At 65.4% G+C, this 22,893-nt stretch carries 18 protein-coding genes and 1 pseudogene; 4 read left to right on the forward strand and 15 right to left on the reverse strand.

Annotation, left to right across the window (positions count from 1 at the left end; genetic code table 11):
• Nucleotides 1-140: 140 nt before the first annotated feature.
• The 4 genes from FAZ98_RS20230 to FAZ98_RS20245 all read right to left on the reverse strand — a co-directional run bounded on the left by FAZ98_RS20230 (nt 141) and on the right by FAZ98_RS20245 (nt 5,821).
• Nucleotides 141-2,372 (reverse strand): xanthine dehydrogenase family protein molybdopterin-binding subunit, encoded by a 2,232-nt coding sequence (locus tag FAZ98_RS20230; RefSeq protein ID WP_158953170.1) that lies wholly within the window; start codon nt 2,370-2,372, stop codon nt 141-143.
• Nucleotides 2,369-3,382, reverse strand: coding sequence for an FAD binding domain-containing protein (locus tag FAZ98_RS20235; RefSeq protein WP_158953171.1), 1,014 nt, complete (start codon nt 3,380-3,382; stop codon nt 2,369-2,371). Before FAZ98_RS20235 ends, FAZ98_RS20230 begins: the two co-directional genes overlap by 4 nt.
• Before the next feature lie 16 nt (nt 3,383-3,398).
• A complete protein-coding gene (locus FAZ98_RS20240; protein WP_158953172.1) occupies nt 3,399-4,118 on the reverse strand; it encodes a (2Fe-2S)-binding protein in 720 nt (239 codons plus the stop codon).
• Nucleotides 4,119-4,528: 410 nt separating this feature from the next.
• Complete coding sequence (locus FAZ98_RS20245; protein ID WP_158953173.1) at nt 4,529-5,821, reverse strand: aspartate carbamoyltransferase; 1,293 nt, start codon at nt 5,819-5,821, stop codon at nt 4,529-4,531.
• 368 nt (nt 5,822-6,189) lie between these two features.
• Here FAZ98_RS20245 and FAZ98_RS20250 point away from each other — a divergent pair, with 368 nt between their 5' ends.
• From FAZ98_RS20250 to dapA, 4 genes are all read left to right on the forward strand, one after another.
• Nucleotides 6,190-7,155, forward strand: coding sequence for a M23 family metallopeptidase (locus FAZ98_RS20250; protein ID WP_158953174.1), 966 nt, complete (start codon nt 6,190-6,192; stop codon nt 7,153-7,155).
• A complete protein-coding gene (locus tag FAZ98_RS20255) occupies nt 7,148-7,501 on the forward strand; it encodes a hypothetical protein (protein WP_158953175.1) in 354 nt (117 codons plus the stop codon). The genes FAZ98_RS20250 and FAZ98_RS20255 overlap by 8 nt, the downstream gene beginning before the upstream one ends.
• Nucleotides 7,502-7,559: 58 nt before the next feature.
• Entirely contained in the window at nt 7,560-7,994 is a 435-nt protein-coding gene (locus FAZ98_RS20260) for a bactofilin family protein (RefSeq protein ID WP_158953176.1), read from the forward strand.
• Between the two features lie 350 nt (nt 7,995-8,344).
• Complete coding sequence (gene dapA, locus FAZ98_RS20265) at nt 8,345-9,232, forward strand: 4-hydroxy-tetrahydrodipicolinate synthase (RefSeq protein WP_158953177.1); 888 nt, start codon at nt 8,345-8,347, stop codon at nt 9,230-9,232.
• 199 nt (nt 9,233-9,431) lie between these two features.
• Here dapA and FAZ98_RS20270 read toward each other — a convergent pair.
• From FAZ98_RS20270 to tssC, 11 genes and pseudogenes are all read right to left on the reverse strand, one after another.
• Nucleotides 9,432-9,665, reverse strand: a pseudogene (locus tag FAZ98_RS20270) (DUF2866 domain-containing protein); the annotation flags it as partial.
• Nucleotides 9,666-9,963: 298 nt separating this feature from the next.
• Nucleotides 9,964-10,155, reverse strand: coding sequence for a DUF3562 domain-containing protein (locus FAZ98_RS20275; RefSeq protein WP_158953179.1), 192 nt, complete (start codon nt 10,153-10,155; stop codon nt 9,964-9,966).
• A gap of 320 nt (nt 10,156-10,475) precedes the next feature.
• Nucleotides 10,476-11,537, reverse strand: coding sequence for an alkene reductase (locus tag FAZ98_RS20280; RefSeq protein WP_158953180.1), 1,062 nt, complete (start codon nt 11,535-11,537; stop codon nt 10,476-10,478).
• A gap of 91 nt (nt 11,538-11,628) precedes the next feature.
• Nucleotides 11,629-11,946 carry an ArsR/SmtB family transcription factor gene (locus tag FAZ98_RS20285; protein WP_158953181.1) on the reverse strand — a complete coding sequence of 106 codons (318 nt, stop codon included), beginning with the start codon at nt 11,944-11,946 and terminating at the stop codon, nt 11,629-11,631.
• A gap of 132 nt (nt 11,947-12,078) precedes the next feature.
• Nucleotides 12,079-13,455, reverse strand: coding sequence for a DotU/TssL family secretion system protein (locus tag FAZ98_RS20290; protein ID WP_158953182.1), 1,377 nt, complete (start codon nt 13,453-13,455; stop codon nt 12,079-12,081).
• Nucleotides 13,456-13,468: 13 nt separating this feature from the next.
• Nucleotides 13,469-17,500, reverse strand: a complete 4,032-nt coding sequence (gene tssM / locus FAZ98_RS20295; protein ID WP_158953183.1) for a type VI secretion system membrane subunit TssM — start codon at nt 17,498-17,500, stop codon at nt 13,469-13,471.
• Nucleotides 17,501-17,523: 23 nt separating this feature from the next.
• On the reverse strand, nt 17,524-18,702 hold the full coding sequence (gene tssL, locus FAZ98_RS20300; protein WP_158954092.1) for a type VI secretion system protein TssL, long form: 1,179 nt from the start codon (nt 18,700-18,702) through the stop codon (nt 17,524-17,526).
• A gap of 184 nt (nt 18,703-18,886) precedes the next feature.
• The gene (tssK, locus tag FAZ98_RS20305) at nt 18,887-20,233 is read right to left on the reverse strand and encodes a type VI secretion system baseplate subunit TssK (RefSeq protein ID WP_158953184.1); all 1,347 of its coding nucleotides are present in this window, start codon (nt 20,231-20,233) and stop codon (nt 18,887-18,889) included.
• A 12-nt stretch (nt 20,234-20,245) separates the two neighbouring features.
• Entirely contained in the window at nt 20,246-20,758 is a 513-nt protein-coding gene (gene tssJ, locus FAZ98_RS20310; RefSeq protein WP_158953185.1) for a type VI secretion system lipoprotein TssJ, read from the reverse strand.
• 65 nt (nt 20,759-20,823) lie between these two features.
• Nucleotides 20,824-21,306, reverse strand: a complete 483-nt coding sequence (locus FAZ98_RS20315) for an Hcp family type VI secretion system effector (protein WP_158953186.1) — start codon at nt 21,304-21,306, stop codon at nt 20,824-20,826.
• A gap of 86 nt (nt 21,307-21,392) precedes the next feature.
• A complete protein-coding gene (gene tssC / locus FAZ98_RS20320) occupies nt 21,393-22,889 on the reverse strand; it encodes a type VI secretion system contractile sheath large subunit (protein ID WP_158953187.1) in 1,497 nt (498 codons plus the stop codon).
• Nucleotides 22,890-22,893: the final 4 nt, after the last annotated feature.

Below are 22,893 nucleotides of genomic sequence, written 5' to 3' on the forward strand. Positions count from 1 at the left end.
AAAACTGCACTGCAGGTCGGGCACTGCATTTCATGCACCGGCAGCGTGCATCGACGACATGCACTGCGCGACATGCACTGCGCGACATGCACTAAACGACGTGCACTGCGCGACGTGCACTGCGCGACATGCAGTGCCGGTCAGGCAAGCGAGTGCATCTGCGGCACGACCTTGTCGAGCGTGAGCGGCAGATCGCGCACGCGCACGCCCGTGGCGTGGTAGACCGCGTTGGCGATGGCCGCGGGCACGCCCGTGATGCCGATCTCGCCAATGCCGCGCACGCCGACCGGATTGAAGCGCAAGTCCGGCGCGCCCACGAACAGCACGTCCAGCGCACCGATGTCGGCGTTCACGGGCACGTGATACTCCGCGAGATTGTTGTTGGCGATACGGCCCATGCGCGTGTCGAACAAGCCTTCCTCGTGCAGCGCCGTGCTCAAGCCCCACACCATGCCGCCCATCAACTGGCTGCGCGCGGTCTTCTCGTTGAGCACGCGTCCCACGTCATAAGCGCCGACGATGCGCGCGACGCGGATCGTGCCGAGCGTCTCGTCGACATGCACTTCCGCGAACACGGCGCCGAACGAGTGGAACGCGTACTCCTGCTTCTCGCTGCCTGGCTTCGCCGAAACCTGCGCTTCGATCGGCTGCCCGCCCGCGCGCGCGATGACGGCGGCGGCCGGGTCGCGCTTCGAGGTATCGCCGCGGCTCACGACCCAGCCGTCCTGCACCGTGACGTCCTCGGCGGCGAGGCCGAAGACGGGCGAGCCACGATCGGCGCGCGCCAGTGCGATGAGCTTGTCGCGTGCCGCCGTGGCGGCGGCCTGGACCGCGGGCGAAACGCTCGCCGCCGACTGCGAGCCGCCCGAGACCGGCGCAGCCGGAAGCGTCGAATCCCCGAGCGCGAAGTGGATGCGGTCGGGCGGAAAGCCGAGCGCGTCCGCGGCCACTTGCGTCATCACCGTATAGGTGCCGGTGCCGATGTCCTGCGTGCCCGAAGCGACCATCGCGGTGCCGTCGGGCAGAATCCGCGCCACGGCGCCGGCTTCGCTGCGATTCGCCGGATAGGTCGCGGTCGCCATGCCTAGACCGATCAGCGTGTTGCCGTTGCGCATCGCACGCGGCTGCGCCACGCGGCGCGACCAGTCGAAGCGCTGCGCCCCCGCCGCGTAGCATTCGCGCAGCGACTTCTCCGACCACGGCTTGCGTTCCTGCGGCTCGCTTTCGGCGTAATTCTTCAGGCGCAGCGCGACCGGGTCCATCTTCAGTTGCCACGCGAGTTCGTCCATCGCCGATTCGAGTGCGAACGAGCCTGTGGTTTCGCCGGGCGCGCGCATGAAGGTTGGTGTGCCGACGTTTAGGGCAACTACGCGATGACTCGTGGTGAGGTTCGGCACGGCGTACATCATGCGCGTGACGAGCCCCGAATACTCGAGCCAATCTTCGAAGGTCGAGGTCTGCGCGAGCGTGTCGTGACGCAGGCCCGTGAGCGTACCGTCGGCGCGCGCGGCGAGCGTGATGTGCTGCTCCGTGTGCGGGCGCGAGCCCACCGAACCGAACATTTGCGGGCGCGCGAGCACGAGCCGCACGGGACGCCCGGTTTGCTTCGCGGCCATTGCGCACAGGGTCACGTGCGACCACGAGGAGCCCTTGCAGCCGAAGCCGCCGCCGAGAAACGGCGAGATGACGCGCACGTTGTCCGGGGCGATACCGAACACGGCCGCCACCGCCGTGCGCGCGCCGCTCACGCCTTGCGTGGCGTCGTAGAGCGTGAGCGAGGGGCCGTCCCAGCGCGCCATGGTCGCGTGCGGCTCCATCGGGTTGTGGAATTGCGTGGGCGTGGTGTAGATCGCGTCGATACGCACCGCGCCTTCGCTCAAGCCCGCCTCGATATCGCCGCGCGACGATGCCACGGGGCGGCCCATCGCGCTCGCGGGTACACGCGACTGACTTTTGGCGCGATCGAAGTCGAGCGTGGCCGGCGTGGGCGCATAAGCGACGTCGACATGATTCGCGGCATCCACCGCGTGTTCGAGCGTATCGGCGATCACCACGGCGACCGGCTCGTTGCTGTAACGCACGACGTTATCCTGCAGCAGCGTGAGCCGTCTTCCGGCGGGCGGCTTGAGCGGCGAGCGTCCGCCGTTGGGCAGACGCATGGCGTTCTGGTACGTCATCACGAGCAGCACGCCCGGCATGGACTGCGCGCGTCGCGTGTCGATCGACGTGATCGTGCCGCTCGCAATCGTGCTCGTCACGAGCACCGCGTTGGCCAGTCGCGCCTCCGGAAAGTCGCCGGCGTATTGCGCTTCGCCCGTGACCTTGAGCACGCCGTCGATGCGGTCCATCGGTTGTCCGGTGTAGGCGCTCATGCGGTGTCTCCCGTGGCGTTGGCTTGCATGCCCGCGGCCAGCATCGTGGCGCGCACGATCGCGCGTTGTGCGAGCCCGACCTTGAACGCGTTACCGTCGAGCGGACGCGCCTGCGCGAGTTCGGCGGCGGCCGCCTCGCGCAACGTCGCCTCATCCAGCGTGCGCCCGGTGAGATGCTGTTCGGCGAGACTCGCACGCCACGGCCGATGCGCGACGCCGCCCAGCGCGATACGCGCGGTGCGAACGCGGTTGCCGTCGAGTTGCAGCGCGCTGGCCACGGAAACGAGCGCGAAGGCATAGCTCGCGCGATCGCGTACCTTGAGGTAATGGGCGTGATCGCTGAAGGCTGGCGGTGGCAGATCGACAGAGGTAATCAGCTCTCCTGAGCGTAGCGTGGTGTCGAGATCGGGGCGGTCGCCGGGCAGGCGATGAAACGCCGCGAAGGGAATCGCACGTGCGCCTTGCGGGCCGCTCACCTGCACGGTGGCGTCGAGTGCGGCGAGCGCAACGCTCATATCGGACGGATTGACGGCCACGCACTGCGCGCTCGCGCCGAGAATCGCATGCATGCGCGTGAAGCCGCCAATCGCCGCGCAGCCGCTGCCCGGCGCGCGCTTGTTGCATTGCGCGAATGCCGTGTCGTAGAAGTACGCGCAGCGCGTGCGTTGCATGAGGTTGCCGCCCACGGTCGCCATGTTGCGCAGTTGGGGCGAGGCGCCTGCGAGCAGCGCCTGCGAAAGCAGCGGATACCGCGTGCGCACGAACGTGTGGTTCGCCGCGTCGCTGTTGCGCACGAGCGCGCCGATGCGCAGGCCACCGTCGGGCAATGTGTCGATGCGATCGAGTGCGCCGATGCGCGTGATGTCGATGAGCGTTTGCGGATGCGCGACGCCGCCTTTCATGAGATCGAGCAGGTTCGTGCCGCCGCCGATGAACATCGCGCCCGGCTTTTGCGCGGCGGCAATCGCCCCGTCGACGTCGGCGGCGCGCTGATAGGAGAGAGCGTCCATGTCGGGCTCCCTCGCGTCACACGCCGGCCGAGTGCGCGTCGCGCACGGCGGCCACGATGTTCACGTAGGCGCCGCAGCGGCAGATATTGCCGCTCATGCGCTCCCGAATTTCGGCTTCGCTCAGTTCGGCGGGGCGCGTGCGCACGTCGGCGGTGACGGCGCTCGCGGTGCCCGCGGAGAACTCGCTCAGGCACGCCGTGGCCGAACACAACTGGCCCGGCGTACAGTAGCCGCACTGGAAGGCGTCGCGCTCGATGAACGCGCGCTGCACCGGACTCAACTGGCCAGCATTCGCGAGGCCTTCCACGGTTGTAATGCGCTGACCTTCGTGCATCACCGCGAGCGTGAGGCAACTATTGATGCGTCGTCCGTCGGCAAGTACCGTGCACGCGCCGCATTGGCCGCGATCGCAGCCCTTCTTCGTGCCGGTGAGTCCGGCATAGTCGCGCAGCGCGTCGAGCAGCGTGACGCGTGGTTCGATATGCAGCACATACTCGCGCCCGTTGATGTCGAGCTTGACGGGCTGCGCGGGCACGGGCGGCGGTGTTGCCGTCGTATCTGTGGCAGCGGTCGGGGTTTGCGCATGCAGATGCGGGGTGGCGTTCAGCGCGGCAACGGCGGCCGCCGATTGCAGGAAGCGGCGGCGTTTCACGTCGGCGGGTGCGCTGGGCGATTGGGTGGCTGAGGCGGCGTCGGCGGGATCGCGCGGCGCGTCGTGGGGATCGTGATTGGACATGGCGTTCGGCGGACTCCAAAACGAAGACGGAACGTAAGCGCATGACCGCGTCGAGCGTTGTGGCGTTGCGGGCGCGCTAAGCCTGGGTGCAGCAATTACGGTGCCGCCAACCCTGCGCCATCACTCGCCGTCGTCACGGCAGATGGGCGGTGTACGTGCGAGGCCAGCGGGTGCCAGACAGCACGTTGCACGTGCCATCGGCGAAAGTAAAGCGTTAATACAGAATGCGAGCGCTCGCTGGCGCATGCATGACGCGAAACTGGCGCGGCGGTCAGAAAAGCCGACGTTAGGTCGCGTCGATGTCGGTGAGCTTGCTGGCGGCTGACAATGATCAGGATGCCGAATCAATCGTGCTGAAAAGAAAATCGGTCCGCGAGCGGACCGATTTTGCATGGCAAACGCCGGTTCAATCAGTCGATGCCATGAAACACGGCGTCGTCCGGACCGAGGTACGCGGGCGGACGCCACGCCGCGTCGCGCATCGAATGCTGCACGAGATTGTCCACGCCGAGCAGCACCGCGAAGATCGCCATGCGCACGGGAATGCCGTTGTCGGTCTGGCGGAAGATCGCGAGGCGCGGATCGTGATTCAGATCGGTCGAGAGATCGTTCGCGCCGGGGCGGCTATCGCGCGGCAGCGGGTGCATGACGAGCGTGTCCGGGCCGCAGCATTCGTCCATCATCGCCTGATTGATCTGGAAGTCGGGCGTGTAGCCTTCGAACGATTCGTCGGTGAAGCGCTCTTTCTGGATGCGCGTGGCGTACACGACGTCGGCGCCGCGCAGGCCGGCCTTGAGGTCGGTGGTTTGCTCGACCACGTGACCGTTGGTCGAGATCTTGTCGACGATGTAGGCCGGCATTTCGAGCATCGGCGGCGAGATGAGCGTGAACTTGATGCCGCGATACAGCGCGAGCAGCTTCACGAGCGAATGCACCGTGCGGCCGTACTTGAGGTCGCCGACGAGCGCGATATGCGCGCCATCGACGATCTTGCCCAGCCGGGAAAACTCGCGCTGGATCGTGTAGAGATCGAGCAGCGCCTGGCTCGGGTGCTCGCCGGGACCGTCGCCGCCGTTGATCACGGGAATGTTCACGGCGCGCGCGAATTCCGCCACCGAGCCTTGATCAGGATGCCGAATCACCATCGCGTCCACGTAGCCGGCCATCACGCGGCTCGTGTCGTAGATCGATTCGCCCTTGGCCATCGAGGAGAACGTGAAGCCGGTCGTGTCGCACACCGAACCGCCGAGCCGGCAGAACGCCGAGCCGAAGCTCACGCGGGTACGCGTGCTCGCCTCGAAGAACAGGTTGCCGAGCACGGCGCCTTCGAGCACGCGCGAGATTTTCCGGCGGCGCGCGATGGGCTGCATGATGTCGGCCACGCGGAACAGCGCTTCCACCGAGTCGCGCGAGAACTGATCGACGGACAACAACTGCGGCTTGCCTTCGACCTGGATCTGGCTGGCGAGCGAGCGCGGATCTACGCTTTGCGTATAGCTTTCACGCACCTCGCCGTTGCCCACGATTTCCGACACGAAACGTTCGACGATTTCCGGCATGGCCCGCGATTCCGCCGATTCCTCCGGCAGCAACCACGTGTCGAGCGCCCGGCGCGACACGCCGATGCGGCTCGCGAACACGTCGCGGGTCATGTTCAGACGCCGCATGGCGTCGCGGAGGAAGGCTTGTTGCGGAACGCTCATGCTGGCACCCGTGGTTCTCGTTGATGTACGCGGTGCGTATATTAGTTCGGCGGTGCGAGAAGTCAAGCGATTTTGTGCCGCGGCAATCGACCGCACGCTGAAAAATGCCACGGAGCGGCATGTGCAGCATCGTGCCTTCGCCCGATCAGGCCAAAGTCATCTCGCGCAAGACCGCGTCCCACGGGCCTGCGCAGGATATCGGCGGCATGATTTTTCCGTCGCAGCGGGTGCAGGTAATTTGGGATGGCACTTTGGCGAGCCGCCCGATAATCGGCGCTTTGAATTTTCTCGCGGCCGGCGCCTTGCCGGCCATCGCAGCCGAAGATGTCCGCCTTACCGCTTTTATTCCGCCGTCGTGGGAGCCCGCCATGAAGTTGCCATGGTCGGACACCGCCGACGATCTCACGAAGGGAGATCTCCGTTTCGTCACGCATCACGCGGCGCGCCGCAAGGCGGTCGCGCTCGCGTGCGCGGCCGCCGTGCTTTCGCTGGCGGCCGGGATTGCCATCGGCCATTTCACCGCGCGCGGGCCGGGCGCCGTGAGAGGACCCGCGGGCGCCGAGCAGCATCATTACGTGGTGGGCGAAATCGGCCGCATGGATGCGTCGATCGCGCTGCTCGATCCGCGTATCGAGCGGCTCGCCGCGCGGCTCGCCGAGTTGCGCAAGTTCGACGAGCGTCTGCGCGCGCAAACGCCGCGCGGCGGCGTGCCCACGGTGACGGCGCCCGCGCGTTCTGGCGACGAAGACGCCGACCACGATCACGACGCGGAAGGCGGCCCGTCTCTCCCGCCGCGCGAATGCCGGGAGGCTTCGGCGGCGCGGGCGAACGCACGCACCGTGAGCGGCGAACTCGACTGCATGAGCGCGACGCTTGCCGCGCTCGAAGCCGCGACCGCCGAACACGAGGCGGCATGGGCCGCGTACCCGGGGCGCCGCCCGGTGGACGGCGGCCGCAACGGCTCGCCGTTCGGCAATCGCATTGACCCGTTCACGCACCGGCTGAGCTTTCATCCGGGCGTCGATCTGGTCGCGCCCACCGGCACGCGCATACTCGCGGCCGCGGGCGGTCGCGTGATCTTCGCGGGACAGAAGGCGGGTTACGGCAACGCGGTCGAGATCGATCACGGCAACGGCTATGTCACGCGCTACGGCCACGCTTCGAAGATCGACGTCGAAGTCGGGCAGATCGTGCTGCCGCGCGAGCATATCGCCGACGTGGGCTCGACGGGGCGTTCGACCGGTCCGCATCTGCATTTCGAAGTGCTCATCAAAGGGCAGCCCGTGAACCCCACCGAATATCTGGCGCTCTTTGCGAATCCGATCGATGGCTGACCCGCGCCGCAACGCGCGCGTGCGCACGAATGCCGATCGCGCCTACGAATTGCAGCCCGTGCGTTCGCGTGCCGTGCGCCTGATCGGCATGGTTTCGTGGATAGGCGCCGCGGCGGCGGCGAGCGCGGGCGCCACCTGGTGGCTGCTGCCGCACGAAGCGCCGCAGTGTCCCGTGATCTCGCCCGACGCATTGAGCCGCGAACTCAGCGAGACGCAGTTGCGGCTCGAACAGGAACGCGCCGCGCGCGCCACGCTCCAGACGGCCGCCGATGCCGCGCAGGCCAGCGTTTCGAAGCTGCAAACCGAGCTTCTGTTCCTGCGCAATCATCGGGTCACGTCACGTTGATTCGCGCGAAATTTCATCGGGCGCCGCGCGCCTTCATTCAATCGCAACGGTGGTCTCCATGTTCAGCAACAAAAAGAAGCCTCAGCAACCCGCCATCGAGCAAACCAAGCTGGCGACGTTGATCGCTCAGGACATCACGATCACGGGCAGCCTCGAATATGCCGATGGCCTGCGCCTCGACGGCCGCGTGCAAGGCAACGTCACCGGCAAGTCCGGCGCGAAGACGCTGCTTGTGCTGAGCGAGCGCGGCGCGATCGAAGGCAACGTGCACGGTTACGACATCGTCGTGAACGGGCGCATTCATGGCGACGTGATCGCCGATCATTTCGTCGAACTGCAGGCGAACGCGCACGTGGTGGGCAACATCTACTATCAGCAATTGCAGATGGATTGCGGCGCGTCGGTCGACGGCAAACTCGCGAAGCGCGATCCCAACGACGTGCCGAGTCTCTATCTCGACGCGCCCGAAGTCGAAGTTCTGCCGCGCGAGTGAGCGCGGCGCAGGCCGCTCGATCACCGTCGAAACCACCGCGGACGACCTGGTCCGCCGTGGTTCGCGCGCGCAATGACTTGATCTCGGTTACACTGCGCGCTATGACTTTTCACCCGAACCACGACATGCATCAAGTTACCGCCGCTATGCGCGCGGTGTCGTCGGTCGCGCACGCCTGCACGGCGTCGGTGAAAGTCAAAGCCAAAAAACAGCCGCTCATCTGACCGGAGCTTGCTGTTCCGTCAGATGTTGCGACGGAACAGACAGTTCACGGCGTCCCCGCCTTCCCCTCTCTGCCCGCCCGCGCACCGCTGAACGGACTTCGATACGGTCGAGTTCAAGGGAAAGTCATGTCTCAGTCTGCCACGCCGTCGTCCGCCGCACCCGCCAGGTTCGCGGGAATCTGGATTCCGCTCGTCACGCCGTTCAATGCGGGCGCCGTCGATCATGCGGCGCTCGACGCGCTCGTGCGGCATTACGTGAAAGCGGACGTCGCCGGTTTCGTCGCGCTCGGCACGACGGGCGAGCCGGCCACGCTCGACGATCGCGAGCAGGACGCGGTGCTCGCCACGGTGCTCGCCGCGGCGGGGGATTTGCCCGTGGTGGTGGGCGTGAGCGGCAACCATACGGCGAGCGTGTGCGAACGCGTCGCGGCGCTCAATGCGCAACCTGTCGCCGGTGTGCTGGCTGCGGCGCCGTACTACATCCGGCCGTCGCAGGCGGGCGTGATCGGCCATTTCGCGGCCATCGCCGACGCGAGCCGCCAGCCCGTGATCGTCTATGACATTCCGGCGCGCACGGGCGTAAGCATCGCGTTGCCGAGCCTGCTCGAACTTGCGGCGCACGAGCGCATCGTCGCGGTGAAGGATTGCGGCGGCTCGCTCGACAAGACGCTGGGGTTGATCGCCGATGGCCGGATGGACGTGCTGTGCGGCGAGGATCTGGAGATGTTCGGCGCGCTGTGCGCCGGCGCGAGCGGCGCGATCGCGGCCACGGCGCATTTGCGGCCCGAGCGTTTCGTGGCGATGGCGCAGGCGCTGCGCGAAGGTCGTCTGGGCGACGCGCGCGCGATCTGGTTCACGCTCGTGCCGCTCGTGCGTGCCGCGTTCGCGGAACCGAATCCCGGTCCCGTGAAGGCGGCGCTGGCGTCCATCGGCCTCATGCGCAACGAACTGCGCGCGCCGATGACGTGCGTGAGCGGTGAACTGGAGGAAACGCTCGCGCGGCTGCTGGCCTGAAGCCGCGCGAGGTGTCGCGCGTGGGCGTTCGACGGCAAAAGCGCTCGATGCCGATGCGGGGAGCGCTTACTTCGACACGTCGAACTGTGTGCTTACGCGCGCGGAGTCAGCGCGCGGCGTGAGCGCTGGCGGCGCTGCGCGAACGACGGCGGCGGCCGCGCGGCCGTTCCACGACAGGTTCGCCGTTCAGCAGAATGCGGCGGCCGGGCACGTGTTGCGCAACCAGTCGCGCGATTTCGAGCGCGGTGCTTTCGGCGGGCACGACCTGGCGGCGCGCGCCGTCGTCGAGTGGCGTGGTCCATTCCACGAGCCGATACGCGCGGCCCCACGGATGCTGAAGCGGCGTGGACACGCGGCAGGACGCCACGGAAGAGGTTGCGCCGCCGTCGCGCAGCAGGGATTGCAGGTGCACCAGCACGTCTTCTTCAACCATGGCCTCGCTCCTCTCGCTTCGCGACATAAAAAAACGCCGCCGATGCTCCGGCGGCTCAACAGGGGTTGAGCGTATGTTTGCAGCGAAGAATTAAACGAGACTTAAGAGCAACAAGAAGGGCAGAAAGAAGCGTGATAGCGATCGCGCGCGGTGGGCGCGCGACGCGGAAATCAGGGCAAAGCGGAGTGGGTCGAAGCCGGCGCGAATCGGCAGAGGTGCGGATCGCGCGGCAGCGAATGCGGGATACGTGTAGCGGGCGCGTGCTAAACGCGCGCGCGAGACGCAGTGTCGGCAGGGCTCAGTGCGGCTTCTGCCGCAGCGCCGCGCGCACCTTTCTCGCGGCGAAGAGCGGCAAATAGTCCTGAATGCGGGCCTGCGCGCGATATTCGTCGAGCGCGTCGGCGTAGATTCGCGCGACGGTTTCCTCGGGCGTATTGGTCTCCTCGGCGATGGAGTGAACGATCTGGCTGAGGTCCTGGGTTTGCGGCATGACGAATCTCCGGGTGCGGGTCGGTGGCGGGCAAGCGGCGCTCAAACGAGTCTGAATTCAAGGACATCGCCGGGCGGGATGCCAATTGAAACCGCCTATCGGTCGTTTGCGGATGGGTTTGTGGATTGCCGGTCCGGGAGCCCGCAGTCACATTGCAACTGTCCGATGTTTGCGTGGATCCCCGCGAAAACGCCGCCAAAACAAGGCTTTGCCCGAAAAAAACGGCCACGGACGGATTCGGGATCCGTGCCGTGGCCGTGTGTTCGGTGGCGGCGCATGCGTCGACTGACCGCACGCGCAAGCCGCGAACCTTTGCGCGATTACGCCGCGTTTTCCATCGACGGGTAATCGGTGTAACCCAGTTCGCCGCGCGCGTAATACGTCTGCGGATTCGGCTGGTTGAGCGGCGCGTTCAGCTCGAAGCGGCGCGGCAGATCCGGATTCGCGATGAACAACTGGCCCCAGGCAACCGCGTCGGCTTCGCCAGCGGCGACCACGGCCTGCGCCGTTTCGAGCGAGAACTTTTCGTTGGCGATGTACGGGCCGCCGAATTCACCCTTCAATTGCGGGCCGAGTCGGTTGTCGCCGAGCGCTTCGCGGGCGAACAGGAACGCAATTTTGCGTTGACCGAGTTCGCGCGCGACGTAACCGAACGTTGCCGCCGGGTTCGAGTCGCCCATCGTGTGCGCGTCGCCGCGCGGCGCGAGGTGCACGCCCACGCGACCGGCGCCCCACACGTCGATGCAGGCATCGGCGATTTCGAGCAGCAGGCGCGCGCGGTTTTCGATCGAGCCGCCGTACGCGTCGGTGCGCTTGTTGGTGCTGTCCTGCAGGAACTGGTCGATCAGGTAACCGTTCGCGGCGTGAATCTCGACGCCGTCGAAGCCGGCCGCTTTCGCGTTTACCGCGCCCTGGCGGAACGCGGCGATCACGCCCGTGACTTCTTCCGTGTCGAGCGCGCGCGGCACGACGTATTCGCGCTGCGGACGCACGAGACTCACGAAGCCTTGCGCGGCGATCGCGCTGGGCGCGACCGGGAGATTGCCGTCGAGGAACACGGGGTCCGAAATGCGGCCCACGTGCCACAGCTGCAGGAAGATGCGGCCGCCCGCGGCGTGCACGGCTTCGGTGACGATCTTCCAGCCATCGACCTGTTCCTGCGACCAGATGCCCGGCGTTTCCGCGTAACCGACGCCTTGCGGCGTGACGGACGTCGCTTCGCTGACGATCAGGCCCGCCGAGGCGCGCTCGGCGTAATAGCGCGCCATCAGTTCGTTCGGCACGCGTGCTTCGCCCGCGCGCTGACGCGTGAGCGGAGCCATGATGATGCGGTTCGGCAGCGTGAGGTCGCCGATCTGGATGGGGTCGAAAAGCGTTGCCATGATTTACCTCGTCTGCGGGCGCGGCCCGCGGGCTGTGGAGCGATTCGTAAAAACAGCGGAGTTAGCGGACGATGCGAGAGCCCGCTGCGCGTTAGAGCTGCGCGTTCATGTGAGCGATGAAGGCTTCGATGACAGGCTCGTTGCGCTTGAAGAACACCCATTGGCCGACGCGTTTCGACGTGACGAGACCGGCCTTCTGCAAGGCGGCCAGATGCGCGGACACCGTGGACTGCGAGAGCGCGCAATAGGCGTCGATGCGGCCGGCGCAGACGCCGTGGTCGAGCGTCAGTTCCTGGTCGCCGAAATGCTTCTGCGGCTCGCGCAGGCTCGCGAGAATCTCCCGGCGCACGGGATTGGCGAGCGCTTTGCAGATCGCGTCGACGTCGATGGTTGGCGTGGGTGAATTCATGAGGTTTGCATCGTTACTGGGCGAATCTTATATCGTATTTTGACGATATGGGAGGATGGCATTGGTGGGAGGAGGGTTGTTGGGGTGCCGAAAGCCGATGAATTTGGCGCCAGAACCGGCGTGCGCGAACAACTATTGTCTTGATTCGACGACGATCTCGACGCGCCGGTTGCGCGCGCGGCCTTCGAGCGTGCGATTGTCGTCGAGCGGCGATGCTTCGCCGCTGCCGCTCGCGCTCATCGTGTCCAGCGCTACGCCGGCGTCGGCGAGTTGCTTCATGACCGTTTGAGCGCGCAGCGTGGACAGCGCCTCGTTCGACAAGCCGGTCTTGCTCTCGAACGGCAAGTTGTCGGTGTGGCCGATCAAGCGCACGCGCAACGGGCTCGCCGAGGCGGCTATCGCCTTGCCGATTTCGCCGATGGTGGTTTCGGCCGAGGGCGTCAGTACCGCTTTACCCGGCGCGAACATGCCTTCCACGCGCAGGGCAAACGCGCGGTGATCGGCGCGTGCGTCGATTGTGATGGCTTGGTTCGCGAACTCGTACGGCAACGCCGCCTCGATCGCGTGTGCGAGTGTGGCGATAGCGGCCGTGTCGGTCGGGACGTCATCGTGATGAGTCCATCTCCACGCGGCGTAGCACGACGCGGCAAGCAACGCCGCGACCAGCAAGCCCACGATGAATGCGTTCACGCTATGCCTGCGCGGCTCGCTAGCGCGCGGCGTCGCACGTCGCATGGCGAAAGGGACGTCTTCGGCCTTGTCTTTCGCCCCAAGCTTCGCTGCTTCATGATGCGTTGGCGCACGTACCGACGGTTCCGGCCGAGGCGGCTTGCGCGGCTCTTCGCAGGCGGCAAGCAAGTTGGCGAGCGCCTCGTCGACGAATGAACGCCGGGCTTCCGCTTCGCGCGCTTTCGGCCTCGCGCGTTCGCTGTTGGCCTGCGAGCGCTCCGTCACGCCCAGACGTGCCCGCACGGCGCCGAGTTTCGCGGCGCCGTCGGTTGCGAAGCGATAACGGCCCGCGAAGCCGCTCTCGATGATCTGCTGAAGCACCGCGAGCAGATCGGCATGTCGATCGGGCTCGCGCGTCGCGGCTTCGATGAGCGCAAAGACGCGGTCGCCGCCTTGCCGGTCGTAGCCGAGCGTGGTGGCGATACCGTTCGCGCTCCATTCGTCGCCCGACGAGCCGCCGTGGCCCCACGCGGTCTGCATTGCCGCTTCGTCGAGCGCGGAGCAGAGGCAATAGCGTGCGGTGTCGGCATCGGCGCGAGGCACGCGCAAGCCGGCGCAGACGCGCTCGAACAGCCGCGCTTCGCTCAACAGCCATTGACGGCGCGCGAGCACCGCATCGGGCGTCAGTTCGGCGGGCGTATCGCGCAGGGCCTGCAGCAGCGGGCGGGCGGCTTCGAGCAGCGGTTGCCCGGCGCGTTCGGCCGCGCGCACGCGTGCCGCGTAGGAGGGCGCGACCTCGGCGCTGCCCGCGTAGCCTTGGGTCGGCCCAGTCGGTTTCATCGCGGCGCGCCTCTCAGTGCAACGCGGCGCCGGCGACCGGCATCGCGGGTGCGCCCGCTGGCGGCAGGCCGGCCGGCGGACCGCTGTCCGGCAGACTTAGCATCGGCATCGAGCTTGGGCAGTGGAAGGTCGTGAGCACGTCGCTCGTGAGCGGGTTCGCCACGCTACCCGCGCTCGCGATGTCGAGCACCGCCCGGCGACCGTCGAAGTCGAACGCGACGCGCGTGCGTCCCGGCGTGGCGGTTTGCACGGCTTCGCCCTTACGCACGAGACGCATGAGCGCCCACGGACCGTCGGCGGAAATCGTCGATGTCTCCGGGCGAATGCGCGGGCTCGCGGTGATTTCGGTATGCACGCCGCCGCGCGGGCCGGGCCAGTTCACCATGAACGGCGTCACAGGACCGTGCTGATACTGCGTGCTCTGCCCGTCGATGTCGATCGACAGATTCATGATCGTGGGATCCATTTCGGGCACGCGCACTTCGGCCTTCCACGCGAGTTGCTTGCCCTGATCGCCGAAGAACACGTCGCGAATGTCGCGCGCATGCTGGAACGGTTCGAGGTCCGGCCCTTGCACGGGCTCCGTTGCGCCCGGCAGCGTGCGATAGCGCCAAGGCCTCGCGGTCGTATCGACGAACGGCGCGAGATTCTTCGTGAAGAAGTCGTCGATCACGCCACCTTGTGCGAACACGCGAGTGAAGTCGTCGATGCTGACGTCGCGCTTGCTCTCGGCGGCGAACGGAAAATTGCCTTCGACGGTGAGGCGGCACGTATCGCTCACCACGGCCTGCATCTGGCGCGAGAGCAATTGACCGATGCCCTGATTCACTTCGCGCGAACCTTGCATCGACAAACCGAGCAGCACCTGGCGGAACGGCGCGGGCATCGTGTTGGCTGACATCTTGAGCTTCGCGGCGATGTCGCTCGCGGGCGGCAGGCTGTTGTTGTTGATCGCGTTGTCGGCGACGGTGAGCGCGGTGTAATAGTCGTTGAGCAGACTGGACACGCCGTCGAGGCCCGTCTTGCCCGCCGCGTTGCCGGCGGCCGCACCGCCTGGCGCATTGCTCGCGGCTTCGGCGTTGCCCGTCACCATTTCGCGCAGCGCGGCGAAGTGGCTATCGACCAGTTCGCGCTCCACCCGCTCTTCGGCGCGAATGCCGAGCGCCTGGTCGACTTTCTTGCCGATCGGGTCGGCGCCTTTCTGGAGCAAAAGTCCGTCGGTACCGATGGGCTGCGTGAGCGTGGTCTCGTGCACGGCGGCGCGCGCGAGCCGCGCGAGCGGCGAATCGGGCGCCGCCAGTTGGCGCAGCACCTGGAGGTTGAACGAGAGGCTCGTGCCCGTCACCGTGCGGATGTCGCCGAGGAACGCGTCCCATTGCAGCGCGTACTCGGTCAGATAGAGACGGCGAATGGCCTCGGTGACGGGATCGTCGGCATCCGTCACCGGGCGGGCTAACTCAGCCGTTTTTTTTTCAGCTTCGCCCAGATACGAGCGTCCCATGACCCAGGCGTCGTCGTCGCGCGCCGCCTGGGCGAATTCGCGCAGGTGTTTGTCGAACAGGTTGCGATAGCCGTCGAACGTGAAGAGGCCCGGCACACCGCGCGACAGCGGCGCGCCGCTCGCTCGCGTGAAGACCGTGCCCGCTTGCGGACCCACCGCGCGCAGCAGCGTGAATTCGTCGGGCGCCTCTTTTTGCATGTCCGCCTTCGCGCGATCGTAGAGCCGCTGCGTCGCGTTGCTCGCATCGAGGAAAGCGCGCGCTTCCTGAACGAGCGCCTCGTTGCGGATCAACGGCGACTGTACGACGTGGTCGCCCGTGAACAACTGCTGAACGTGCTCGATCATCGTGGCGCGACCGCCGAAGATCGCCGCGCTGTCGGTTTTGGCCCAGTCGTCGAGCACCCATGCCTTCACGTCGGCGGCGTTGAATTTCGCCTTGTCGTAGAGCATGAGATAAACCCGCAGCGCGTCGTACGTGCCCTTTGCGTCTTTCGCCGCGATCGAGCGCGACATGACGTCCTCCATGCGATGAACGATTTGCGGCAGCAGCAGGTTGTTTTCCAGCGCGAGATAGGTGCCGCGGCTCGCGCTGATCACGCCAGGGGCACTGTACAGGCCGTAGCGATAACTACTGTCCGGGTCGGACAGATCGAGACCGGTGAGCGTAGGCAAATAGCGCGCCTCGCTCAGCGTATCCGGCACGGCTTCGGGCTTGGGATCGCGATAAAGCTGCGTGACCCTGGCCGCGAGTGTCTGGGTTTTGTGCAGGATCGTCTCGAGATAGTCGTTGTTGTTCACGAAGCTCGTACGCAGACCGATCGCGAGCCACGCGAACAGGAGGATGGCGAGCGCGTGCCCGAGAATGCGCAGCACGCGGAAACGATATTCCCAGCGCAGATTCGGGCTGACAAGATGCGCTTCCGGGAACACGACTTTCGTGAAGAAGTCGTGCAGGAAATAGCTCAAGTGGCCTTCGGCGCGGGTGGCGTGCAGCGCGACGTTCTCGCCGAGCCCTTGTGCGAGGCGCTGCACGATCGTGAGCGGTTCGGCCACGACGGCTTCGCCGCGCTGGACCGCGCTCGTAAAGTACACGCCGCGCAGCGTGGCGTGCAGTTGCGTGTCGTCGTAGCGCGAATCGAGAAAGAGTTGCGCGAGCAATTCGACGAGCGGCGTCGACAACGCGGAAAACGCCTCGGGCAGCGCGGCGAGACGGCGCCGGCGGTCCGTGTCGTATTCGTCTTCGAGGCGCGTGTTGACACTGCTCGAAAGGCGCGTGGCAAGCTGGCGCAACTCCCCTTCGCAGCGCATGGCGAGATTGGCCTGCGCGCCAGTGCCTGAGAGCGGCAATGTGAAGCCCCACATCTGCGCGCGCGTTTCTTCGGTCAGGGAGGCGAAGTAGTCGGCGAAGCCGGGCAGGCGGTCCATCTGCGTAATCATCACATAGACGGGAAAGCGAATGCCGAGCGACATGCGCAATTCCGCGAGGCGGGCGCGCAAGGTGTCGGCTTCGCTGGCGCGAACTGCGGGATCGGGCGCGGTGAGCACGTCGAGGTTGATCGACACGAGCGCCCCGTTGATGGGCGCGCGCGGGCGATGGCGTCGCAGTAGTTCGAGAAAGCCTGTCCATTCCGCCGCGTCGATGCGCTCGACATCTTCCGGACTCGCCCGTTTACGCGCTACGGCAGCGTCGTTCTTTGCCGATGCGGTCGTGCTGTCCGCTTTGGCTTCGGACGAATTTGCTTCCTGGGCGGCCGAGGCTCCGAGCAACGCGCTTGCGCCTGGCATCTGCATGGACGTGCCGTGGCGCGTGTAATGGCCGGCCGTGTCGATCAGAACGGCTTCGTTGGTGAGCCACCATTCCACGTTCTTCGTGGCCGCGCTCGAGCCAGTCGTGCGGTGCGAGGCGGTGCCGAGCGGGAAGGGGAGGCCGGCGTTGAGCAGCGCACTGGTTTTGCCCGAGGCGTTCGAGCCCAGCGAAACGTACCAGGGCACTTCATAAAGATAGCGGCTGCCCTGAAACAGCCGGCCGACGCCTTTCGCGCCCGTGCGCATCGCCTTCAGACGCGCGAGCGCGCCGTTGATGCGCGCCTCGACGTCCTTGAGACGGTCGGCGGCAGGCGACACCGCCTTGCGGTCGCCAAACGCGAGTGCTTTCCGAAGAAAGGCTTCATCGCTGCGCATTTTCTGCAAGAGCCACCACACCCCCCAAATTGCATAGCAAGCGATCACGAGGGCGATGGCGATCGCGCGCGCACTGGCCGCCTCGAACGGCCGATGGCTGCCGAAGCTCAGCAGCGGTGCGGCGTACCAGATCAGCAGACACAGCAGCGGGCCCAACACGAAACCGGTGGGCAGATTTTTGAGCCACAGCAGCATGCCCGCCAGCAGCAACGCGATGACGAGCACGCGCATTGGTACGCTGGCGAGCGGCTTGAGGCCGCCGAACGCCACATTGGGTCCGAGGAACCCGATGAGCAGCGCGACGACGACGAGGACGAGCAGCGCGAGAAACCAGCGCGACATCAGAAACGACAACTTCTTCATCCGGAAATCCTGAAAGGCAGCGATTAGGGCGTGACGGTGATGGCCACGCGCCGGTTCTGTGCGCGGCCCTGCGGCGTGGCGTTGTCGCCAATCGGATCGGCCTCGCCTTTTCCGATCGCCTCGAGGCGCGCGGGCGGCACGCCGTCCGCCTGTAGCATTTGCATGACCTGCGTGGCGCGTTCCTCGGAAAGTTCGTTGTTCGAAGCGAACTGGCGGCTCTTGATCGGAATGTTGTCGGTGTAACCCGCGATCGTGACTTTGCCGGGCACCTTGATCACCTCGTTGGCGATCTTGGCGATGAGTGGGCCCATCGACGCGTTGACATTGACGCCGCCGGGCTGGAACATCGCGTCGCCGCGGAAAATCACGGTGCTGTGACGCGCGTCTTCGTTGACGCTCACGGTGCCCGCGGCAATCTCGTTCTTGAGCAGTTCCTTCAGGTGCGGCAGACGCGGCGCGGGCGGTGGCGTGAGGCGACCGATGTCGATGATCTGCTTCTCGACCACGGCGCTGCGATCGAGCAACTGATACTTGAACCAGCCGAACAGGCCCGCGAGCACGATGCCTAGCACGACGAAGGTGATCCACACGGGAAAGTCGTAAAACGTCATGCGTCTCGCCTTGGCGTCGGAGAGCGCGTGTGGCGAGAGCGCGAGCGGGACCGCGCCGCGTTGCGTCTGGATTTCCGTGTACAGGCGCTGGCGGATCGCGTCGTGCTTGCGCGCGCCGTCGGCTTCATGCCGGTAACGGCCCATGAAGCCGAGACTCAGAATGCGATAGATGACTTCGAGCAGATCGAGATGCTCATGCGATTCCGTCATCAGGCGCGCGATCAGCAAATACACCTTGTCGCCACCGTGCCGATCTTCGTGAAACTCCGTGGCGAGGCCGTTCTTGATCCACTCCATCCCTTTTTCGCGGATCCCCCATTCGGTTTGCGTCGCGGCCTGATCGAGCGCCGTGCAAAGACAGTAGCGCGCGCCGATCATGTGATCGCGCCGTACGTTCGCCTGCTCGCAAAGCCGCTGGAACGCACGCACTTCCTGCTTGAGCAATAGATGAAGTTGCTCGATGCCGCGTTGATCCATCGCGTCAGGCATATCGGCGAGCGCGCGCAGCAGCGGACGCGCCGCTTCGAGCAGCGGATTTTGCGCCTGCTCGGTAGCTCGCAGACGCGAGGCGGCCGGTTCGGCGGCCGGCATCGTCGCGAGCAAGCCCACGGGCGGCGCCGATGCCGTCGGCGTCGCTTGCGAGCCAGAGGCGCCTGTTGCGTCCCATTGCGGTACGCCGGCTCCAAACGCGGCGTAGGAAGCTTCTGAATTCACCGTATTTCCCCGATTGAGATGTGGTGCGTGAACGTATTTCGCGTCCCAGCCTGCGTGGCGGTTATCCGCGCACGCCCCACAGTTCCAGCTTCAGTCCGGGGAACTCGCCCGCCACGTGGAGCGCGATGCCGCCGTGCTGCGAAATGGTTTCCCACAGTGGTCCGCTGCGCGCCAGTTCGTAGTAGATGTAGCCGGCGTTGAACGGAATCTGGCGCGGCGGAACCGGCAGCGATTGCAGCGTGATGCCAGGTAGATGCGCGCGAACGAGATCGGGCAAGCGCTCGGACGGTCCGATCTTGGCCTGGGTGGCGAACTGCTGGACCAGGGCTTCGGCCGGCAATTGCGCGGCCACGGCGAGAACGATCGCGCTGAAGCTGCGAATCTCCGCAGGATCGACCACAGCGTTGCGCATGCCGTAACCGGCGTCTTTGAGCGGAATGCTTTGCGCGCTGCGCACGAGCACGGCATTGAGCAGCCAGTGCGTGTCGTCGACGAGTGGCCTGAGGCAAAGGTGAGGTTGAATGTGCTGATAAGCCGGATGCGAATCCAGGGGGCGGCGCGTTTCGGGACGCACGTAAGTCGACAGCTCTCCAGCCATGCTCAGCAAAACTGCGTACAGCTCGGCCGGCGATGTCGTCGGCACGCGACGCAGGTGCTGGAGCAACGGCTCGTAACGATTGAGCGTTTGCAGCAATAGATAGTCCGAGACTTCGGCGACGGAACCGGCCTTGCCGTCGCTGCCCGTGAGGCGCTTCGCGAGCGCGTCGGCGCGCAGGCGTGTCAGTTCGTGGATCTTCGCGAGCCAGCTCGTGAGCCGTTCGCTCGCCCCATAGCCAGATACCGGCGGAATGAGCGACTCGTCGAGTTCGATGCTGCCGTCGGCTCGCAGGGTCGTCACCTTCGTTAGCGGCAAGCCGATCCATGCATCGGTCATCTCTTTCTCCGGCACGAGACGCAGCCTCAAGTTCGACAACTGCACCGTGCGCGGACCCTGGCCGATCGAATTCGTGTCGCGCAGTTCGGAGGCAAACGCGGCATAGCGCGCGAGCGAGTCGGAGGTGTCTTCGAACGTGGTTTCCTCTGCGTTGGGCACGCGAATTGGCACCGCGAGGTGAATGACCTGTTCGAGGTGCTCCTGGCGCACGGTGAGCGGCGCAGGTGGCGGTGTGCTGCCGGGCGCGTCGAATGGGGTGCCGTCTGCGAACACGCCGCTCGCCGATTTCACGATGACCTTGCCGAGCGCGAGCGCTTCGCGGTCGATCGCATAGTGCGAGAACCCGAAGAAGAACGGCGAAAGCGGCGCCGAACGCCGGTGCGCGAACTGCTCGAAATAGCGCTCCTGCTGCTGGAACAGCTGCGGGCGCAAAAACAGTCCCTCGCTCCAGGTGACTTTGTTGTACCAGCTCATGATGATCGTCCGTTACTTGCTCTTCGGTTGCTCGTCGCTGATCTTGATCGCGTTGGCATCGAGCTTGATGGTGAGTTTCAGTTTAGGGCTGCGGTGATACCAGGCGGCGCTCGGCGAGGGCGGCAGCGTCCATGTCGAGCGCCACACGGAGTTCGGCAGATCGCGGTAGGCGGCGATCACGCCCAATGTGGTCGTCGCCTGATCGGCGTTGCGCCGGATGACTTTCTGCTCGCCAGGGCGCAACTGGAACTGGTCGCGCATGAGTTGGTCGTCGGCAAGCAGGGCTTTATCCTTCTCTTGCAGCGAAAAGAAGTCGGCGCTGTTGAAGGCGTCGGCATTCTTCAATTCGTAAAGGCGCACGATGACGGGCGCGGCGCGTTTCTGGTCGTCGGGGTTGACGTTCGACGAAGCGACGAACACGAGTTCCAGCTTGACTGGCTCGTGCGCGTTCTTGCTGGTGTCGCTGGCACACGCGGCCAAACTGGTGACGAAGGCCAGCGCGGCAACACGGATAGACATGAGCATCGAAAAATGCGGCGAGAAGACGGGGGAAAAGCCCGGCGCGAACGTCGGGCTCGAGCGCGGAAGGCTTACGCTTCCTTGTTCAACTTAATGTCGTAGCCGGCCGTGACCGCGCCGCCGCTACCGCCTTGTGCGTTCTGCACGACGTACTCCTGCTTCACGCGCGAGAACGAGAGTCGAATCTGTTCGCGTATTCCGTTGTCGGTATTGCTGCCTGCCGGAAACACCTGCGTCACGATCACGTCGCTCATCGTGATCTTGAGATATTCGAGCGGGTTGCCGCCGGCCTTGCGAATCGTCAGTACGGCCTGATCGATGTGCTTGCCCGTGAGGCAGTACTTCATCAGGTTCGGGCTCGCGCGGTCCACGAGATGCTCGAACGACAGATCTTCGACCGTGGCTTTGCCCGCGCCGCCACCCGAACCCATGTGCATGTTCGACTGTTGCAGGATCTGCCAGCTCCAGCTCGTCGCTTCGATCTCATTCTTGTGATGAGCATCCTGCGACTCGCCGTCGATGCCGTTGATCTTGATGAAGATATCCTGTGCCATTTAAGACTCCTTGGTTGAAAAAGTACTTCCCTTGCTATGGGCTGCGAAACTGTATGCGTTGGCCTTAGCCAGATACGGCCGGCGAATCAGGCCGCTTCTTTTACGGAAGGCAGACGGGCGACGAGCCGCAACGAAACCGTCAGCCCTTCGAGCTGGAAATGCGGACGCAGGAAGAACTTCGCCTGGTAGTAGCCGGGGTTGCCCTCGACGTCCTCGACCACGACTTCGGCCGCCGCCAGTGGCCGGCGCGCCTTGGTTTCCTGCGACGAGTTGGCGGGGTCGGCGTCGACGTAATTCATGATCCATTCGTTGAGCCAGCGCTGCATGTCCTCGCGCTCGCGGAACGTGCCGATCTTGTCGCGCACGATGCACTTGAGGTAATGGGCGAAGCGCGAGCACGCGAACAGATACGGCAGGCGAGCGGAGAGATTCGCGTTGGCCGAAGCGTCCGGGTCTTGATATTCGGCAGCACGTTGCATGGATTGGGCACCGATGAACGTGGCGTGGTCGGTGTTCTTGCGGTGCACCAGCGGAATGAACCCGTTCTTGGACAGCTCGGCTTCACGGCGATCCGAAATGGCGATTTCGGTCGGGCACTTCATGTCGATGCCGCCGTCGTCGGTGGGGAACGTATGACACGGCAAATTCTCGACCGTGCCGCCCGATTCCACGCCGCGAATCAGCGAGCACCAGCCATACAGCTTGAACGACCGGTTGATGTTGACGCCCATGGCGTACGCGGCGTTGGCCCACGCATAGTTGCGGTGGTCCGGGCCGTTCGTGTCTTCCTCGAAGTCGAATTCGTCGACCGGATTCGTGCGTGCGCCATACGGCAGACGCGAAAGGAAGCGCGGCATGGCGAGGCCGATGTAGCGAGCGTCATCGGTGGTGCGCAGCGAATTCCACGGCGCGTATTCGAGGTTCTGCGTGAAAATTTTGGTCAGATCGCGCGGATTGGCGAGTTCCTGCCACGACTCCATTTGCAGCACCGAAGGCGACGCGCCCGAGATGAACGGCGTATGCGCGGCGGCCGCGATCTTTGCGATCGAACCAAGCAGGTCGACGTCGGGCGGCGTATGGTCAAAGTAGTAGTCCGCGACCAGGCAGCCATACGGTTCGCCGCCGAGCTGACCGTATTCTTCTTCATAGATCTGCTTGAAAAGCGGGCTTTGATCCCACGCGAGACCTTTGTAGCGCTTCATCGTGCGACGCAACTCTTCCTTGGAAACGTCCATGAAGCGGATCTTTAGACGCTCGTCGGTTTCCGTATTGGCAACGAGATGATGCAAGCCGCGCCACGCCGACTCGAGCTTCTGGAAATCGTTGTGATGCAGGATGAGATTGATCTGTTCGGAAAGCTTGTGATCGATCTGCGCGATGATCGCCTCGATGCTCTTGTACGCGTCGTCGCTGATCGTGGTGGATTGCTGCAGCGCTTGTTCCGCGAGCGTGCGGACCGCAAACTCCACCGCTTCGCGCGCCAGTTCGGTCTTGGGGCGGAACTCCTGCGCGAGCAGCTGCGAAAAGTCGCTTTGCGTGGCGAGCGTGGCGGAGCCGGTGCTCGTTGCTTGCTGAGTAGCCATGATT

This window comes from Paraburkholderia acidisoli (assembly GCF_009789675.1).
Taxonomy (GTDB): domain Bacteria; phylum Pseudomonadota; class Gammaproteobacteria; order Burkholderiales; family Burkholderiaceae; genus Paraburkholderia; species Paraburkholderia acidisoli.

Excerpts from the sequence above, each read along its gene's own strand:
- FAZ98_RS20230 (WP_158953170.1), bottom strand. The coding sequence starts at position 2,372 with ATGAGCGCCTACACCGGACAACCGATGGACCGCATCGACGGCGTGCTC.
- FAZ98_RS20235 (WP_158953171.1), bottom strand. The coding sequence starts at position 3,382 with ATGGACGCTCTCTCCTATCAGCGCGCCGCCGACGTCGACGGGGCGATT.
- FAZ98_RS20240 (WP_158953172.1), bottom strand. The coding sequence starts at position 4,118 with ATGTCCAATCACGATCCCCACGACGCGCCGCGCGATCCCGCCGACGCC.
- FAZ98_RS20245 (WP_158953173.1), bottom strand. The coding sequence starts at position 5,821 with ATGAGCGTTCCGCAACAAGCCTTCCTCCGCGACGCCATGCGGCGTCTG.
- FAZ98_RS20250 (WP_158953174.1), top strand. The coding sequence starts at position 6,190 with ATGAAGTTGCCATGGTCGGACACCGCCGACGATCTCACGAAGGGAGAT.
- FAZ98_RS20255 (WP_158953175.1), top strand. The coding sequence starts at position 7,148 with ATGGCTGACCCGCGCCGCAACGCGCGCGTGCGCACGAATGCCGATCGC.
- FAZ98_RS20260 (WP_158953176.1), top strand. The coding sequence starts at position 7,560 with ATGTTCAGCAACAAAAAGAAGCCTCAGCAACCCGCCATCGAGCAAACC.
- dapA (WP_158953177.1), top strand. The coding sequence starts at position 8,345 with ATGTCTCAGTCTGCCACGCCGTCGTCCGCCGCACCCGCCAGGTTCGCG.
- FAZ98_RS20275 (WP_158953179.1), bottom strand. The coding sequence starts at position 10,155 with ATGCCGCAAACCCAGGACCTCAGCCAGATCGTTCACTCCATCGCCGAG.
- FAZ98_RS20280 (WP_158953180.1), bottom strand. The coding sequence starts at position 11,537 with ATGGCAACGCTTTTCGACCCCATCCAGATCGGCGACCTCACGCTGCCG.
- FAZ98_RS20285 (WP_158953181.1), bottom strand. The coding sequence starts at position 11,946 with ATGAATTCACCCACGCCAACCATCGACGTCGACGCGATCTGCAAAGCG.
- FAZ98_RS20290 (WP_158953182.1), bottom strand. The coding sequence starts at position 13,455 with ATGAAACCGACTGGGCCGACCCAAGGCTACGCGGGCAGCGCCGAGGTC.
- tssM (WP_158953183.1), bottom strand. The coding sequence starts at position 17,500 with ATGAAGAAGTTGTCGTTTCTGATGTCGCGCTGGTTTCTCGCGCTGCTC.
- tssL (WP_158954092.1), bottom strand. The coding sequence starts at position 18,702 with ATGCCGGCCGCCGAACCGGCCGCCTCGCGTCTGCGAGCTACCGAGCAG.
- tssK (WP_158953184.1), bottom strand. The coding sequence starts at position 20,233 with ATGAGCTGGTACAACAAAGTCACCTGGAGCGAGGGACTGTTTTTGCGC.
- tssJ (WP_158953185.1), bottom strand. The coding sequence starts at position 20,758 with ATGCTCATGTCTATCCGTGTTGCCGCGCTGGCCTTCGTCACCAGTTTG.
- FAZ98_RS20315 (WP_158953186.1), bottom strand. The coding sequence starts at position 21,306 with ATGGCACAGGATATCTTCATCAAGATCAACGGCATCGACGGCGAGTCG.
- tssC (WP_158953187.1), bottom strand. The coding sequence starts at position 22,889 with ATGGCTACTCAGCAAGCAACGAGCACCGGCTCCGCCACGCTCGCCACG.